The sequence below is a fragment of the Pseudomonas sp. RW409 genome (genome assembly GCF_003184125.1).
GTDB lineage: Bacteria > Pseudomonadota > Gammaproteobacteria > Pseudomonadales > Pseudomonadaceae > Aquipseudomonas > Aquipseudomonas chlororaphis_I.
In genome coordinates this window covers 356,277-371,055 of the sequence record NZ_QHHP01000042.1, presented here as the reverse complement: position 1 = coordinate 371,055, position 14,779 = coordinate 356,277, and the positions used below count along the sequence as shown (strand labels likewise).

Annotated in this window: 12 protein-coding genes; 8 read left to right on the top strand and 4 right to left on the bottom strand. The window is 62.0% G+C overall.

All coding sequences use genetic code 11. From position 1 onward, the window contains the following. The gene (gene ftsH / locus DK261_RS28670; protein ID WP_016702969.1) at nucleotides 1–1,836 is read right to left on the bottom strand and encodes an ATP-dependent zinc metalloprotease FtsH; all 1,836 of its coding nucleotides are present in this window, start codon (nucleotides 1,834–1,836) and stop codon (nucleotides 1–3) included. An 82-nt stretch (nucleotides 1,837–1,918) separates the two neighbouring features. Then, a complete protein-coding gene (locus DK261_RS28665) occupies nucleotides 1,919–2,566 on the bottom strand; it encodes a BON domain-containing protein (protein WP_016702970.1) in 648 nt (215 codons plus the stop codon). Between the two features lie 233 nt (nucleotides 2,567–2,799). On the opposite strand from DK261_RS28665, the gene DK261_RS28660 reads away from it, so the two are divergent. From DK261_RS28660 to DK261_RS28625, 8 genes are all read left to right on the top strand, one after another. Then, nucleotides 2,800–3,054 carry an Lpp/OprI family alanine-zipper lipoprotein gene (locus DK261_RS28660; protein ID WP_016702971.1) on the top strand — a complete coding sequence of 85 codons (255 nt, stop codon included), beginning with the start codon at nucleotides 2,800–2,802 and terminating at the stop codon, nucleotides 3,052–3,054. A gap of 82 nt (nucleotides 3,055–3,136) precedes the next feature. Further along, nucleotides 3,137–4,057: a universal stress protein gene (locus DK261_RS28655; protein WP_028683964.1), complete on the top strand. Its 921-nt coding sequence runs from the start codon at nucleotides 3,137–3,139 to the stop codon at nucleotides 4,055–4,057. Between the two features lie 97 nt (nucleotides 4,058–4,154). Beyond that, nucleotides 4,155–5,543 carry an MBL fold metallo-hydrolase RNA specificity domain-containing protein gene (locus DK261_RS28650; RefSeq protein WP_028683965.1) on the top strand — a complete coding sequence of 463 codons (1,389 nt, stop codon included), beginning with the start codon at nucleotides 4,155–4,157 and terminating at the stop codon, nucleotides 5,541–5,543. A gap of 121 nt (nucleotides 5,544–5,664) precedes the next feature. Further along, on the top strand, nucleotides 5,665–7,947 hold the full coding sequence (locus tag DK261_RS28645) for a heavy metal translocating P-type ATPase (RefSeq protein WP_053269089.1): 2,283 nt from the start codon (nucleotides 5,665–5,667) through the stop codon (nucleotides 7,945–7,947). Between the two features lie 175 nt (nucleotides 7,948–8,122). Then, complete coding sequence (gene groL, locus DK261_RS28640) at nucleotides 8,123–9,739, top strand: chaperonin GroEL (RefSeq protein WP_110177163.1); 1,617 nt, start codon at nucleotides 8,123–8,125, stop codon at nucleotides 9,737–9,739. Nucleotides 9,740–10,012: 273 nt separating this feature from the next. Next, nucleotides 10,013–10,897 (top strand): universal stress protein, encoded by an 885-nt coding sequence (locus DK261_RS28635; protein WP_016702976.1) that lies wholly within the window; start codon nucleotides 10,013–10,015, stop codon nucleotides 10,895–10,897. A 59-nt stretch (nucleotides 10,898–10,956) separates the two neighbouring features. Next, the gene (locus DK261_RS28630) at nucleotides 10,957–11,664 is read left to right on the top strand and encodes a phosphoribosyltransferase (protein ID WP_110177161.1); all 708 of its coding nucleotides are present in this window, start codon (nucleotides 10,957–10,959) and stop codon (nucleotides 11,662–11,664) included. After that, complete coding sequence (locus tag DK261_RS28625) at nucleotides 11,657–12,316, top strand: dienelactone hydrolase family protein (protein ID WP_028683968.1); 660 nt, start codon at nucleotides 11,657–11,659, stop codon at nucleotides 12,314–12,316. Before DK261_RS28630 ends, DK261_RS28625 begins: the two co-directional genes overlap by 8 nt. A 26-nt stretch (nucleotides 12,317–12,342) precedes the next feature. Here the strand turns inward: DK261_RS28625 and DK261_RS28620 are convergent, their stop codons facing one another. Continuing rightward, nucleotides 12,343–13,710: an erythromycin esterase family protein gene (locus tag DK261_RS28620; RefSeq protein ID WP_028683969.1), complete on the bottom strand. Its 1,368-nt coding sequence runs from the start codon at nucleotides 13,708–13,710 to the stop codon at nucleotides 12,343–12,345. 371 nt (nucleotides 13,711–14,081) lie between these two features. Then, on the bottom strand, nucleotides 14,082–14,624 hold the full coding sequence (locus DK261_RS28615) for an Hsp20/alpha crystallin family protein (protein WP_016702980.1): 543 nt from the start codon (nucleotides 14,622–14,624) through the stop codon (nucleotides 14,082–14,084). Between the last annotated feature and the right edge of the window lie 155 nt (nucleotides 14,625–14,779).

The window sequence follows — 14,779 nt, the reverse complement described above, 5'->3', positions numbered from 1 at the left end:
TCAGAGCGCGCTCAGCCGCTGCGAAGCCTGGGCCGGCACCAACGGCCGGAGCGGTGGAAATTCCTCGGGAGTCAGGGTCTCCTTTTCCAGCAGCAGGCGGGCTCCGGCATCCAGGTCGTTCCGGCGGTTCTGGAGCAGGGTCTTGGCCTTGTCATAGGCTTCATCGAGCAAGGCGCGGATGGCCAGGTCAATTTCCCGGGCGGTTTGTTCCGAATAGTCTCTCTCGCCACCTCGCGGCAGGCGTTCGCCCAAATAGCTTGCAGGTTGCCGCTCGAGTACCGACTGGCCGAGGGTCGAGTCCATGCCGAACCGAGTGATCAACTGGCGGGCAATATCGGTGGCGTGCCCCAGGTCGTCAGCGGCGCCGGTGGATATCTGACCATAGGCAAGGAACTCGGCGGCGCGTCCGGCCATCAGCACGACAATCCGGTCCTTGAGCATCTGGCAACTGATCAGGAAGTGGTCCTCGGTCGGTCGCTGCAAGGTATAGCCCAGAGAACCGGCGGCGCGCGGGATGATCGACACCTTGTGGACCGGGTCCATGGCCGGCAGGCTGCTGGCGGCCAGGGCATGCCCCATCTCGTGATAGGCCACCACCTTGCGTTCGTCGGGGTGCAGCAGGCTGCTCTTGCGTTCGATCCCCGCGACAAGGCGCTCCACCGCCGAGGTGAAGTCGTCGAGGTGGACCGACTCGGCGCCGCGGCGGGTGGCCACGATGGCGGCTTCGTTGACCAGGTTGGCCAGGTCGGCACCCGTGAAACCGGTGGTGATGTCGGCGATACGCTGGCAATCGAGGTCCGCGGCCGCGGTAATTTTTTTCAGGTGGACCTTGAGAATCGCCTCTCGGCCTTTGCGATCGGGGCGATCGATCAGCAACTGCCGGTCGAACCGGCCCGCCCGTAACAGTGCCGGGTCCAGAATCTCGGGACGATTGGTCGCGGCCAGCAGGACGACGCCTTCGCGGGGATCGAATCCGTCCAGCTCGGCCAGAAGCTGGTTGAGCGTCTGTTCTTTTTCGTCATTGCCACCGAACGCGCCGATACCCCGCATCTTGCCCAGGGCATCGAGCTCATCGATGAAAATAATGCAGGGTGCGGCCTGCCTGGCCTGCTCGAACAGATCACGCACTCGGGCGGCGCCGACGCCAACGAACATTTCGACGAATTCGGAGCCTGAGATCGAGAAAAACGGTACCCCGGCTTCCCCGGCGATGGCCTTGGCCACCAGGGTCTTGCCTGTACCCGGTGGACCGACCAGTAACGTCCCCTTGGGAATATGCGCCCCAAGGCGCGCGTACCTGGCCTTGTCCTTGAGGAACGAGACGATCTCCACCAGTTCGGCCCTGGCTTCATCGATGCCCGCGACATCGGCGAAGGTCACCCCGGTATCGCGCTCCACGAACACTTTGGCCCGGGACTTGCCAATGCTCATCAATCCACCCAGGCCCTGTTTTTCCGCCAGCCCGCGAAACAGGAAGTGCCAGACCGCCATGATGAGGACAAAAGGTAGCAACCACCCCAGCAGGTTACTCATCAGGGTGTTTTCATTGATGCCTCTGAATCCGACAGTCGATCGGGCAAGATCCGCCGCCAGCGCCGGTTCGACCCGCACCGTCGAGAACCGGTCGTGCCCATCGATGGGGGGCTGCAGTTTGCCGCTGATCCGATCCTTCTCAATCCGCAAATCGCTGACCTTCTGCTCGTTCAGCAGTTGCAGAAACTGGCTGTAAGGAATGTCCTGCACGGCATGACGATCGAAAAAGAGAAACTGAGCGAGGGCGACCATGGCCAACGCGATCACGAAGTAGGACAGGTTCCATTGGTGACTTTTGTTCATGGCCTTGGCTCACGGAGAGGGCATGGGGGCCGGACAGGCCGCCTATCACCCGGGGAAGCCGTGGGCGCCCCGGGTGATCGATTCAGGCAATCAGCAAATGATCGTCTACCTTCCTTACTCCCGGCACCGACCAGGCAGCTCGTTCGGCTATCTGCCGTTCGCGCCACAAATGGACCTTGCCTTCAAGCTTTACCACATCGCCGTCGACCTTGATGTGAATGGCCTTGGCATCGATTTCCGCATTGCGCTTGAGGGCGTCCTCGATACGCTGCCGGATATCGCCGGCATCCACTCGCGGACGCAGGGTGAGCTGGTTGTCCACGCCCACCACGCCAGACAATTTACGTACCGCCCGCTCCGCGGTTTCTTTCTGGTACTGCCAGTCGACTTCGCCTTCGAGGGTGATCCAGCCGTTCTGTACCATGATCTTGATGTCTCCTTCAGGTACGTCTGAACTCCAGTTGAGGATGTTCAAGGCTCGGTTGGCAATGGTGTCGTCCGCCGTGCCGGCGCCTTTTTCCAGCCTGACCTGGATTTCCTCGGCCAGCGCACGCACTCCCTTGATGCCTTTTACCGCACGTTCGGCACTGATTTTCTGGGCGTAGCTGTTGACGTGGCCAGTGAGCGTGACCACACCGTTCTCCACTGTCACACCGATGTTGGCGGCATCGATATCGGGCTGGAACTCCAGCTCCTCCAGAATGAATTTACGCAGATTCAGGTCGCTCATGATGGTGTCCTTTGGCTGATGCGTTGGTTGTCCGGGTCATAAACCGGCCTCTCTGGTTTTTTTACGCCTGAGCGACGCTGTGACATTGAGCTAAATCAACAAGGCTTCGCTGACGCCGCCCGCTGATCGCTAGCCGGTATTAGTTGATAAAGATCAGAGGCTCGGCTCGATAACGCCCGATACTCGAAGCACAGCCTGAAGCTATCCAGTCGTAATCGACTGAGGGGGAAACCATGGATAAGCACTTGCCCGTTGTACTGCTGGGCATCGTGTTGGCGACGACGGCCGGTTGCAGTCAGCGACATGCCCAGGAAATCGACGCGCGCCTGGAGTCCGCGGAAAACAACGCCGCGACGGCGAGGCTCAGGGCCGATGAAGCTTATTTGAAAGCGGAACGGGCAGAGGCAACGGCCAGCCAGGCGCAACGGACCGCGGATGAGGCGAATGAACGTGCTCGTCGGATGCTCGATAAGGCGACCCGCAAGTAATGAATGATTTTTGAACGATGCTCCCGGCAGGAAGCCGGGCTGGCAGCTACACGGGTAAAGCGTTTCCAGGACGAGGTGTGTGATGTTGAAAATACAACGTTTACTGCTCATTGCGCCGACGGAGATGATTCGCACCCCCGCATTCGAGCGGGCGCAGGCGCTGGCCAACGCAACAGGTGCGATGTTGCATATTGTCGCGTTCGATTACGTCAACGCACTGGCGGTGGCCGGCCTGTTCGACCACGACGCGATGACCCAGGCCCGGGAAGGTTACCTGCAGGTGCACCGCCACTGGCTCGAGCAACAGGCCAGGCTTGAGCGATGCAAAGGAGGGCAGGTGACCACTGAAGTGGTCTGGGCCAGGTTGAGCCCGGCCCACGTGCTTGAATACGTGAACGACTTCTACCCGGACCTGGTGATCAAGGATATGCAGCCGGTGCCGGCACTCGACCGGGTGTTCCATCGGCCTCTGGACTGGTTGTTGCTGCGTGACTGTCCCGCCCCCTTGCACCTGGTCATCCGTGCGGAAAACCCCAGGCCGTTGAAGATCCTCGCCGCCATCGACCTGTCCCACCTGGAAGCACTGACCCAAGGGCTCAACGAACGGATTCTCGACCTGGCCTCGACGCTGGCAACGTCCTGCGGCGCGACCGTGCACCTGCTCAATGTCAGCAACTGGTCGGTGGTGGGCGACACGGTGACGAGTGTGCCGACCTCGAGCCTGGACGACAGCCTGCGGGATGCGGTCAACGATGCCCAGCAAGAGGCCTTCGATCTGCTCGCCGAGCGCTATGGGGTCGAGCAGAAACACCGACATCAGCTGGCTGGCATCCCCCATCAGGTGATCGGCCATTTCGCCCGCCGGAACGTGTTCGACATGGTCGTGCTGGGCACGGCCTGCCGCCACGGCGTCGAGGTTTTCGTCGGCAGTACCGCCGAGAACCTGCTGCACCATCCCCCCTGCAGCCTGATGCTGGTCAAGCCGCCCGCCGAGGCCGGCTGAAATGACCGCGGGCACAGCCACGGTTGATAAAAATCAACGGTCGCCAGGGCGAAAGGAGCGATCAATAGCGTTCCCATGAAGGTTCAAGGAGACAAGCATGCGAATGTCATTTCTCGGCGCGGCCGGTACGGTCACCGGCAGCAAGTACCTGCTGGAGCATGAAGGCCAGCATGTACTGATCGATTGCGGCCTGTTCCAGGGCTACAAGCAATTGCGCCTGCATAACTGGGACCCGTTCCAGCTACCGGTTCGCGAGCTGGACGCCATTGTCCTGACCCATGCCCACCTGGATCACAGCGGCTACCTGCCGGTATTGGCGCGCAACGGTTACCGCGGCCCGGTGTATGCCACGGCCGCCACCTGTGAGCTGGTGAAAATCCTGTTGCGCGACAGCGGCCGCCTGCAGGAGGAAGAGGCCGAGTTCGCCAATCGCCATGGCTACTCGAAACACACCCCGGCGTTGCCGCTCTATACCGAGCAGGATGCGGAGCGCGCCCTGAAGCTGCTGCGGCCGCTGGAGTTGCACCACCGGGTCGATATCGTCCCGGGTATGAGCATCCAGTTGCGCTGCGCCGGGCATATTCTCGGCGCGGCCACGGTGGAAGTCGTGGCCGGCGGCATCACGCTGGTGTGCTCCGGGGACCTGGGGCGGCCCAACGACCCTTTGATGTTCGCCCCGGAAACCATCGAGCACGCCGATTATCTGCTGGTGGAGTCGACCTATGGCGACCGCCGGCATCCCGTCGAGTCACCGGAAGAGCAACTGGCACAGGTCATCAGCCGAACCGCGATGCGCCGTGGCATCACCCTGGTACCGTCGTTTGCGGTAGGGCGCGCGCAATTGCTGATGTATCACCTGTACCGGCTGTTGCAGAAACGTGCGATCCCCGACCTGCCGATCTACCTCAACAGTCCCATGGCCACCGATGTCACACGCCTGTACCAGCGTTTTCGCAGTGAGCACCGCCTCTCCCAGGAGGAGTGCGAAGGCATGTGCCATGTCGCGCATTTCGTGCGCACGACCCAGGAATCAATCAACCTGGATCTGCAGCGCACGCCCGCGGTGATCATCGCCGCCAGTGGCATGGCCACCGGTGGCCGGGTGGTTCACCACCTCAAGGCGCTGGCCCCCAACCCGATCAATACGTTGCTGGTACCGGGCTTCCAGGCTGGCGGCACCCGCGGCGCGCAGATAGTCGCAGGCGCCGAGTCGGTGCGTATCCACGGCAAGGATGTGCCGATCCGCGCCGAAGTCGTGCCGATGGAAACCTTGTCCGCGCACGCCGACGCCGATGAAATCATGCAGTGGTTGCGCGGGTTCAAGCGGCCGCCGAAACACACCTTCGTGGTGCACGGCGAACCCAACGCCTCGGACGTACTGCGCCGCCGCATCAGCCAGGAGCTGGGATGGTCGGTCTCGGTGCCGGAGTACCGCGACAGCGTCGAGCTCTCGGCTGCCGACCAGCCTGCAAGCTCATCGCTCTGACAACCCCCCCGGTGTTGCCACTCACCGATCGAGGCGTCGTGGGGGCGACGAGAGTAATCCTATGAAGGACAACGGTTTTCCCAGCGCTGAATGCGAATCGCCTTTTGAGGAACTCTCCTCGATGTTCGGCAAGTGGCTGAACCCGCTGCTATTGCTGTTCTGCGTGTTGACGCTCCTGGCCGGTGGCGTTGCGTACATGGCGCAGAAGCCCGGCTGGGCATCGCTAGGCTGGGCCGCAGGCAGCCTGGTGATGGCCCTGGTCCTGCTCGTCGAGATTGCCCAGCGCCTGGCCCGGCGCGAGGCGGGTGTAGACCTGATCGCGCTGATGTCGATGGTCGCCGCACTGGTCCTGGAGCAGATGCTGGTGGCGGCGGTGATTGCCTTGATGCTGGCTACCGGACGCACCCTGGAGTTCTTCACCAGGCAACGCGCCGAGCGCGAGCTTCGTGCGCTCATCGATCGGGCACCACGTTTTGCCTGGCTGCAGGAGCAGGGCGGCTTGCGCAGGATCCCGGTCGAGCAGATCCAACCGCAGCAGACATTGCTGGTGCGCCTGGGGGAGGTGATACCGGTCGATGGTCGCCTGCTGAGTCCCGCGGCCATCCTGGACGAATCGGCGCTCAGCGGTGAGTCGTTGCCGGTAACCCGTCGCCAAGGTGAGCAACTGCCCAGTGGCGTATCCAATGTCGGCGCACCTTTCCTGTTAACCGCCACGCGAACGGCTGCGCAAAGCACCTATGCCGGGATAGTGCGGCTGGCGGAGACGGCACGACGTTCGCGCGCACCCTTTGTGCGCCTGGCCGACCGCTATGCGCTGCTGTTCATTCCGCTGACCTTGCTGATCGCCACCGTGGCCTGGCAAATGAGTGGCGATCCCTTGCGGGTGCTGGCGGTCCTGGTGGTCGCCACACCTTGCCCGTTGATCCTGGCGGTGCCGATTTCCATCATGTCAGGCATTTCGAGGGCGGCGCGGCGCGGGATATTGATCAAGGACGGCACGACCCTGGAGGCGTTGGCCGGGATCAGGCAGGTGTTTCTCGACAAGACCGGCACACTGACCAGCGGCCATGCGCGCCTGCAGTCGATAGAGGTCAACGGGCTGGCCAATCCCCAGCACCTGCTTGGCCTGGCCGCCTCGCTGGCGCAGGCTTCGACGCATCCGATCTGCCAGGCAATGGTCGAGGCGGCACATCAACACCATTTATCACTCAGCGCTCCGCGGGAGGTTCAGGAACATCCTGGCTCGGGGCTTTGTGGTCTGGTCGAAGGCCGGCGCGTGCGTTTCGGCACCTTGTCTTTTGCACATGAACAAGCGCCTGCGACTGACTGGAGCACGGCCATGCTGCGCCACATGGATTACCTGGCGTGTAGTGGCAGCTTCATCGACGTGGACGGGGAGCTGGCTGGCCTGCTGGTGTTTTCGGATAAGGTGCGCCGAGAAACCCCGCAAACCTTGCGGCGATTGCGCAACCGAGGCATCGAGAAAATCGTCATGCTCACCGGGGACCGCCTGGAAACCGCCGAGATGATTGCCCTGTCTGCCGGGATCGACGAGCTGCGAGCCGGGTTGACGCCCAAGGATAAAGTGCAGGCTGTCCAGCAGGGCTGCCAGCGTGCCAGCACACTGATGGTCGGCGACGGCATCAACGATGCCCCCTCGCTGGCGGCGGCCAATGTCGGTGTGGCGATGGGCGCCAGCGGTGCCACGGCATCTGCGCAAGCGGCGGGTGTCGTATTGCTGGTCGATCGCCTGGACCGTCTGGTCGATGCGCTGGACATCGCTCGCCGGACCTGCCGGATCGCCCGGCAGGGCGTATGGGTCGGCATGGGCATGTCATTGCTGGCCATGGTCGTGGCTGCGCTCGGTTACCTGCCACCGCTTGTCGGTGCCGTTGTGCAGGAGGGCATTGATGTGTTGATCATCATTAACGCCCTGCGTGCATTGGGACCTCTGCAGGGAACGGGCCCACGAAAGCTTGCCGCAGAACATATCGATCGCCTGCAAGACGAACACCAGCAACTGGCCGCAGTGCTGAGCGATCTGCATCAACTGGCCAGTGACTTTTCGCGGCGCCCCCTTGAGCAGGCGCAGGCCGACTTGCGGGAACTGGTTGGAAAACTGCAGACATCGCTGGCGCAACATGAGCGCGACGATGAAAACACCCTGTACCCGCTGCTGACTCGCAGCCTGCCGGGCGAGGACCCCCTGTCGACGATGAGCCACGCCCATCGGGAAATTTTTCGCCTTATCCATTTGCTGGTACGCATGAGCGCCGACTTCAGTGCCGACCCCGCCACGGCTTCTGCCGAGGAGATTCAGCATCAGTTGATTCGCCTGGACACCCTCGTGAGGCTGCATTTCGATCAGGAGGAAGAACTGTTCCGTTATCTCGACTGGCGCTAGTCGTGTGAAGCCGGCCCCAGCATTTGACGGCACTCGTCATCGGTCATCCGCGCATTGGCCTTTATGCGTGGCGCAGGGGCTCGCCGACAACGTGGGTTTGTTGATGAAAGTCAAGGTTTCAGGGGCTGTTTCATGGAAGCTGAAAGGACTATCGAACGGGTAGGAGAGCGACTTCATGGCTCACAGTAAAATCGTGTTTCGTGCTGCTGCTCGCGAGAAGATCCTGAGTGGCGCCACACAGTTGGCGGACGCCGTGCGCGTGACGCTGGGCCCGAAATCGAAATCAGTGCTGATTCAGAACAAGTGGGGCAATCCGACGGTCTGCAATGATGGCGTGACGATTGCCAAGCGCATCGACCTGCTCGACCCCGAGGAAAACCTCGGGGCTCAAATGCTGCGTCAAGCGGCCGAGCGCACAGGCGACGCGGTAGGCGATGGGACCAGCACGTCAACGGTATTGGCCCATGCGATCCTGGCCGATGGCATACGCAACGTCGTTGCGGGAGCCAGTGCGATCGACCTCAAGCGCGGCCTGGATCGGGGGTTGTCGTTGGTCGTGGCGTCGCTCCAGGCCCAGTCGCGGCCGGTGGGCACGCCCAGGGAAAAGGCACAGGTGGCCTCGCTGTCGGCGCATAACGATGCCGTCATCGGCCAACTGGTGGCTGACGCTCTGGAAAAGGTGGGCGTTGAAGGCGTCGTCAGCGTCGAAGAGTCCAAGACCACCGAGACCGTGGTCGAGGTCATGGAGGGGATGCGGTTCGACCGGGGTTATGTCTCGCCTTACTTCGTCACCGATACCGAGAAGATGCAGGTCGAGCTCGATGACGCCTACTTGCTGCTCTGCGACCATAAGATCGGCGTACTCAAGGACTTGCTGCCATTGCTTGAGCTGGTTGCCAAAAGCGGGCAACCCCTGGTGTTGATCGCGGATGACATCGAAGGAGAGGCGTTGACCACGCTGGTCGTCAACCAGATACGGGGTGTCCTGCGCGCAGTGGCGATCAAGGCGCCAGGCTTTGGTGACCGACGCAAGGAGGTACTTCAGGACATGGCTGTCCTGACAGGGGCAACGGTGGTTTCCAACGAGTTGGGCGTCAGCCTCGAACAGGTGGAACTGGGCCAGTTAGGACGCGCGCATCGAGTCGTGGTGCAAAAAGACAGCACGGCGCTGATTGGCGGGGCAGGTAGCCGTGAAGCTATCGAGGCGCGCCTGCAACAGATTCGCGCGCAAATGGGCAGTTCTGCCAGCGATTACGACCGGGAAAAACTTCAGGAGCGGCTGGCCAGGTTGTCTGGCGGTGTCGCAGTGATCCGGGTCGGGGCGCCTTCCGAGGTTGAAATGAAGGCCCGCAAGGATGCACTGGATGACGCGATCTCGGCGACCCGGGCGGCGATTGCCGAAGGCATCGTTCCGGGGGGCGGCCTGGCCCTGCTCAAGGCTGTCCCGACGGTTGCCGCCGAGGAGACCTTGCATGAGGGCGATGCCAGGACCGGTCTGCAGATATTGCGTCGGGCGTTGGAAGCCCCGGCGCGGCTCATCGCCGAAAACTCGTCGGTGGACGCCGGCGTCGTCGTTGCGCGCATGCTGGCGGAACCTGGGAGCATTGGCTTCGATGCATCCACCAACAGCTATGTCGACATGTACGAAGCCGGCATTATCGACCCGACCAAAGTGGTGCGCATTGCCCTTGAAAATGCCGTTTCGGTGGCCAGTATCTTGCTGCTGACCGAGGCGACCATGACCGATATTCCGGAAAAGGAATCGCCTGCCCAGCCACCATTCCCTGAGTGATGGCCGTGAGCCGGGTCGTACTCGCGCATGGGTGAAGAAGGGCGCTCCCGCCCTGATTGATATTGATAAATATGCTGGATAACAGGCCGGGTGTCCGGGCCGGAGGGGGCATTTTGCCTGCCTTGCGCGGGCACTTGATATAAATCAACGCCAAGGGGGCATCGACGGAGGACGCTGGATTGCAAGCGCTGGTGCCTGCGCCAGCGAGGACGCCGCGGCGGCCGTCGAAAGGGCCACGGCAGGCGTTGAAACCCATCTGCCCGGAGCCCGCTCATGAGCCAGTATCAACGGTTATTGCTGATCATCAACCCGGCCCTGCGTCACTCCCAGGTCATCAACCATGCCGCAGCCCTGGCCAAGGCCAGCGGAGCGAGCCTGCATGTCTGTGCCTTGATGCCTTCCTGGAAACTCTTGGCGTTGCTCGAAGAAGGCGACCGGAAAAAGGCGCGCGCCGATTACCTGCAAGACCATCGCGACTGGCTCAAGGAACAGGCGAAAAACCTGCGCGACAAGGGGCTGGTGGTGACGACAGAGGTGACCTGGGCCGATGACCTGCAGCAAGACATTCTCGATCACGTCATGGAGATGCAGCCCGACTTGCTGATCAAACAAGTGCAGCACGAACCGGCACTCAAGCGCGCGTTTTTCACCCCGCTGGACTGGCGCTTGCTGCGCCATTGCCCGATACCGGTCTATCTGGTTGGCGAAGGTGGCCATGCCATGCCGCGCAAGGTGGTGGCGGCGGTCGATGCTTCGAGTTCCGAGCCACAGGGCGACGAGCTCAATGAGCGGATCATCAAGCAGGCCTGCGACCTTGCCATGCAGTGCGACGCCGAGCTGCACCTGCTGTATGCCTGCGATATTTCAGCCGCCTATCTGGCCGACATGGGCGGGCTGACACTTGCCGACCTCACTAAGGAGCAGCTCAGGGACATGGAGAAATCGTTCCTCAAGCTGGCCGGTCGGTATGGCGTGTCCTCTGACCGCCGGCATTTCATCCAGGGCCACCCCGTTCCGGTGCTGAGCGAATTCGCCCATCAGCAGCAGGTGGATGTGATCGTGATGGGCCGAGTCCAGTCCCGGGGCCTGGAGAAGCTGCTGGGCAGCACGACCGAACATATCCTCTATCAGGTGCCTTGCAGCGTCTTGGCGATATAGGGAAGGCCGCATCCCCACGTTACGCGGCGAGCGCCGTCATCGCCTGAGGAAGTTCTCCGATGTCCAAGAGTCCTTCATTGCAAACCATCTTGCGCGATCGGGCAGATGCCGGTCGCCGCCTGGTGGAGCCGTTGCTCGAATATGCCCATCGGCCCGATGTCATTGTCCTCGCCTTGCCCCGTGGCGGTGTTCCGGTTGCCTATGAGGTGGCCAGGGCCCTGGACATTCGCCTGGACCTGATGCTGGTCCGCAAGCTGGGCGTACCCTCTCGCGAGGAGTTCGCCATGGGCGCCATAGCCAGCGGCGGCATTCAGATCCTCAATGAAGACGCCCTGCGTGCCCATCCAGTCGATCAAGCCCGTTTCAATGCCGTGGTCACGCGGGAAACGCAGGAGTTGTTGCGTCGTGAACAGGTTTACCGGGAGGGCCGTCCACCGTTGCAGCTCAAGGATCAGGTGGTGATTCTGATCGACGACGGCCTGGCCACAGGCGCCTCGATGATGGCGGCGGTTCACGCGGTGCGTGCGCAAGCACCGGCGCGCATTGTCGTTGCGGTGCCGGTTGCACCGCTTGAGACAGCGGAGGCGCTGCGCAGCGAAGTGGATGAACTGGTCTGCCCGCTCACCCCCGAGTGGATGATGTCGATCGGCTATTGGTACCTGGATTTTTCCCAGACGTCGGATACCGAGGTCATCGATCTGTTGCAGCGCGCCTGGCAACGGGAATCGGTTCCCGGTCCCTCGGCCCAGGAGCCTCGCGATGTTTGAACCTCGAGTTCGACAGCTGGACCTGGAGGGCATCGAACTATCAGCCGATTTGCGCCTGCCTCCGGGCGCCAGGGCGCTGGTGGTCTTCGCTCATGGCAGTGGCAGCGGCCGTTCAAGCCCGCGCAATCGGTACGTTGCCGAGTCGCTGGCCAGGCGCGGGCTGGGGTCGCTGCTGTTCGACCTGCTCACGGAGACCGAGCAACGCCTGGATAACCGGACCCGGGAGCTGCGTTTCGACATCGCATTGCTTGCCAGGCGCCTGACTGAGGTGCTCGACTGGATCGATCGGGACCTGGAGTTGCAATCGCTGCGGGTCGGCCTGTTCGGCGCAAGTACCGGCGCGGCCGCGGCGCTGCTGGCCGCGGCCGCGCGGCCGGATGTGGTGCACGCCGTGGTCAGCCGGGGAGGGCGCACCGATCTGGCGGGGCCTGCGCTGTCTCGGGTGAAGGCACCGACCCTGCAGATCGTCGGCGCACAGGACCCGGTGGTGTTCGGCCTGAATTGCCAGAGCAGTCGTGCCCTGCAGTGTGAGCAGCGCCTGGAAGTCGTGGCTGGCGCCACGCATCTGTTTGAAGAGCCCGGTGCCCTCGAGGAAGTCGCCAGGCTTGCTGGCGACTGGTTTGAGAAGTATCTGCACGCCCCCCCTCCATAGAAGGGGCTGGCATTCGTTGACCGGCCTCACACACCGAACGGAAAGGTTTCGTCTTCCGGTTCCAGCTCCTGGCTTTTCGGCAGTGGCAGCGCCGTTACCGGTTTCGTTTGCTCGATCCAGATCATGGCGTCGAACTGTTCGGCCAGCACCGCTTCGAAGTAGTGACTGCCACGCTCGCTCTCGGGGCGATAAATCACACCGATGGCTCGCTCCAGCAAGGGTTTGGAAAGGGCTCGACGCAGTTCTTTTCGCTGTGGATCGCGCCAGTCGGTCAATGACGCGGCGACGCCGGCCTTGAGGAACTGATACTCCCAACTGTCCGGGCGCGACGGCCGGATATCCTTGATCAACAGGTCGCCATCCCAGTCATCGGCCGCAGCCACCTGGCCACGATCAGTGCCCATGCCGATCAGGACGACCTCTCGCCCGAAGGCACTGCGGCACAGTTGACCGATATTGAACTGGCCCTTCCAGCCCATCTCCGTGGCTGCCGCATTGCCGATATGGGAGTTGTGCGCCCAGACCACGGCCTTGGCTTGCGGGCCTCGGTGTTCAAGCAGCGCGCGCAACGTATCGAACATATGTCGGTCGCGCAGGTTCCAGGAGGCCGTCGAACCTCGATAAATCGCGCGGTAGTACTGTTCCGCCGCCAGCACCACCCGGGCGTTTTGCGCCGCATCGAAGAACGCCTCGTCGTCCTTGATAAGCCCGGCCAGTTGCTCGGCCAGCAGGCTGTTGAGCTGTTCGACCACTGACTGCTCACACGGCATCAGGCCACCGCGCTCGACGAAGTGACCGTAGCGCGCCGGATCATCCTGCCAGGGCGTCAAGCAGCCATAGCGCTGGCGAGCTTCACGGGCCAGCTGCGGGTCGACCCGGTCCAGATAGCTCAGGACTTCATGAATGGAGTTGCGCAAACTGTAAACGTCCAGGCCACGGAATTCGACGCGGCGCTGCGGGGCGTGCTGGTGGTTGAATTGGTGCAGCCAGTGGGCGAATCCCTTCACTTCGGTGTTGCGCCACATCCAGGTCGGGAATCGGCTGAAGATATGGCGCTTCCAGGCCGAGTGTGCCAACCCGCGCACGTAACGGTCGACATGGCCCGCGTCCGGCCAGTCGGCTTCAACGGCAACGATATTGAACCCGTGCTGCTCGATCAGCCTTCGGGTGATCGCTGCACGGGCTTGATAGAAGTCGCTGGTGCCATGACTGGCCTCGCCGATCATCACCACACGCGCCTCCGCGTAGCGGTCGAACATTTCACCGAAAGCGGGCGAATCCAGCTCCGGCAGGGGCTCGGCGTATTGGCGCAAGAGCGGGGTAATGGCGGCCTGGTCAATGTGCGCAGGCAAGCCGTACAGACTATCGAGCATGTCTTGGGAAGGGGTGTTCATGACGGTCATCCCCATCAGGATGGATTACCCGACGTGCAGCATCACGTCGACTGCCAGGAGCACAGGCGGAGGCGTTTCATTCAACGTCTCAGGCTTGCGCCGCCTCAGCCATCATTCCTACGCCTGCAGACCGTCGCCCGCTTGAGTTTTATCAATAAGGTGCCGCCTGCAGTCATTGCGCCTGGCTGGAAAAAACGACGCGCTCGATGCCCGTTCGCTGACCGAACTCAAACGAGTTCTGCAACTTGTTCCAACTGCCGCTGGTTGACGCTCGGGACGAACTCGCCTGTATCGACTAGTCCTCTTATCCATGGCGTTGACAACAAAAAGCCCCATGCCGGGTTCCCGGCAAGGGGCAGGCTGGTCCGGACTCAATCGGCTTTGATCGGCACGACTTTCTCGGCCTTCATGGCTTCGGGCTTTTTCGGTAGCGAGATGCTCAGCACGCCTTTGCTGAAACTGGCTTCGATCTTATCGGCGTCGACACCTTTGGGCAGGTTGAACACCCGCTCGAAGGAGCCGTAGTGACGCTCGCTGAGGTGATAGCCTTTTCTTTTCTCTTCCTTGTCCTCTTTCTTTTCTCCCTTGATGATCAGGCAGCCGTTGGACAGCTTGAGCTCGATGTTCTTCTGATCCATGCCCGGCAGTTCGGCGGAGATCTCGAAGCTCTTGTCTTTCTCGGTAATGTCCACGGCGGGCAGGCCATGGCCGATCAGCTCACGCCGCCAGAGCGGCTCGACATCGAACAGCCCGCGGCTGAAGGGAGACAGGCCGGAGCCGCGATTGAAATCTTCGAACAGGTGATCGACCTGCTGCCGCAGTTTTTCCAGGGGCCGCCAGAGGTCTGTCGTCAGCGATGGCTGACGGGCCTTGTCTTCGCTGGTCACTGGCATTTTTTTCACGGAACTGCTCATTTTTCACTACTCCTCTTGGGTAAAGGGCAGGTTGCGAACGCTAAGTGTCAATTTCTGCGTAAATGCCCGGTTCGTGTTTGATTTAGGTCAGAAGCCGGAAAGCATTTCGTCGCCCCAGCCGTCCTGCCGGATCGTTTCGCCACCTTCAGATTCCG

Excerpts from the sequence above, each read along its gene's own strand:
- ftsH (WP_016702969.1), bottom strand. The coding sequence starts at position 1,836 with ATGAACAAAAGTCACCAATGGAACCTGTCCTACTTCGTGATCGCGTTG.
- DK261_RS28665 (WP_016702970.1), bottom strand. The coding sequence starts at position 2,566 with ATGAGCGACCTGAATCTGCGTAAATTCATTCTGGAGGAGCTGGAGTTC.
- DK261_RS28660 (WP_016702971.1), top strand. The coding sequence starts at position 2,800 with ATGGATAAGCACTTGCCCGTTGTACTGCTGGGCATCGTGTTGGCGACG.
- DK261_RS28655 (WP_028683964.1), top strand. The coding sequence starts at position 3,137 with ATGTTGAAAATACAACGTTTACTGCTCATTGCGCCGACGGAGATGATT.
- DK261_RS28650 (WP_028683965.1), top strand. The coding sequence starts at position 4,155 with ATGCGAATGTCATTTCTCGGCGCGGCCGGTACGGTCACCGGCAGCAAG.
- DK261_RS28645 (WP_053269089.1), top strand. The coding sequence starts at position 5,665 with ATGTTCGGCAAGTGGCTGAACCCGCTGCTATTGCTGTTCTGCGTGTTG.
- groL (WP_110177163.1), top strand. The coding sequence starts at position 8,123 with ATGGCTCACAGTAAAATCGTGTTTCGTGCTGCTGCTCGCGAGAAGATC.
- DK261_RS28635 (WP_016702976.1), top strand. The coding sequence starts at position 10,013 with ATGAGCCAGTATCAACGGTTATTGCTGATCATCAACCCGGCCCTGCGT.
- DK261_RS28630 (WP_110177161.1), top strand. The coding sequence starts at position 10,957 with ATGTCCAAGAGTCCTTCATTGCAAACCATCTTGCGCGATCGGGCAGAT.
- DK261_RS28625 (WP_028683968.1), top strand. The coding sequence starts at position 11,657 with ATGTTTGAACCTCGAGTTCGACAGCTGGACCTGGAGGGCATCGAACTA.
- DK261_RS28620 (WP_028683969.1), bottom strand. The coding sequence starts at position 13,710 with ATGAACACCCCTTCCCAAGACATGCTCGATAGTCTGTACGGCTTGCCT.
- DK261_RS28615 (WP_016702980.1), bottom strand. The coding sequence starts at position 14,624 with ATGAGCAGTTCCGTGAAAAAAATGCCAGTGACCAGCGAAGACAAGGCC.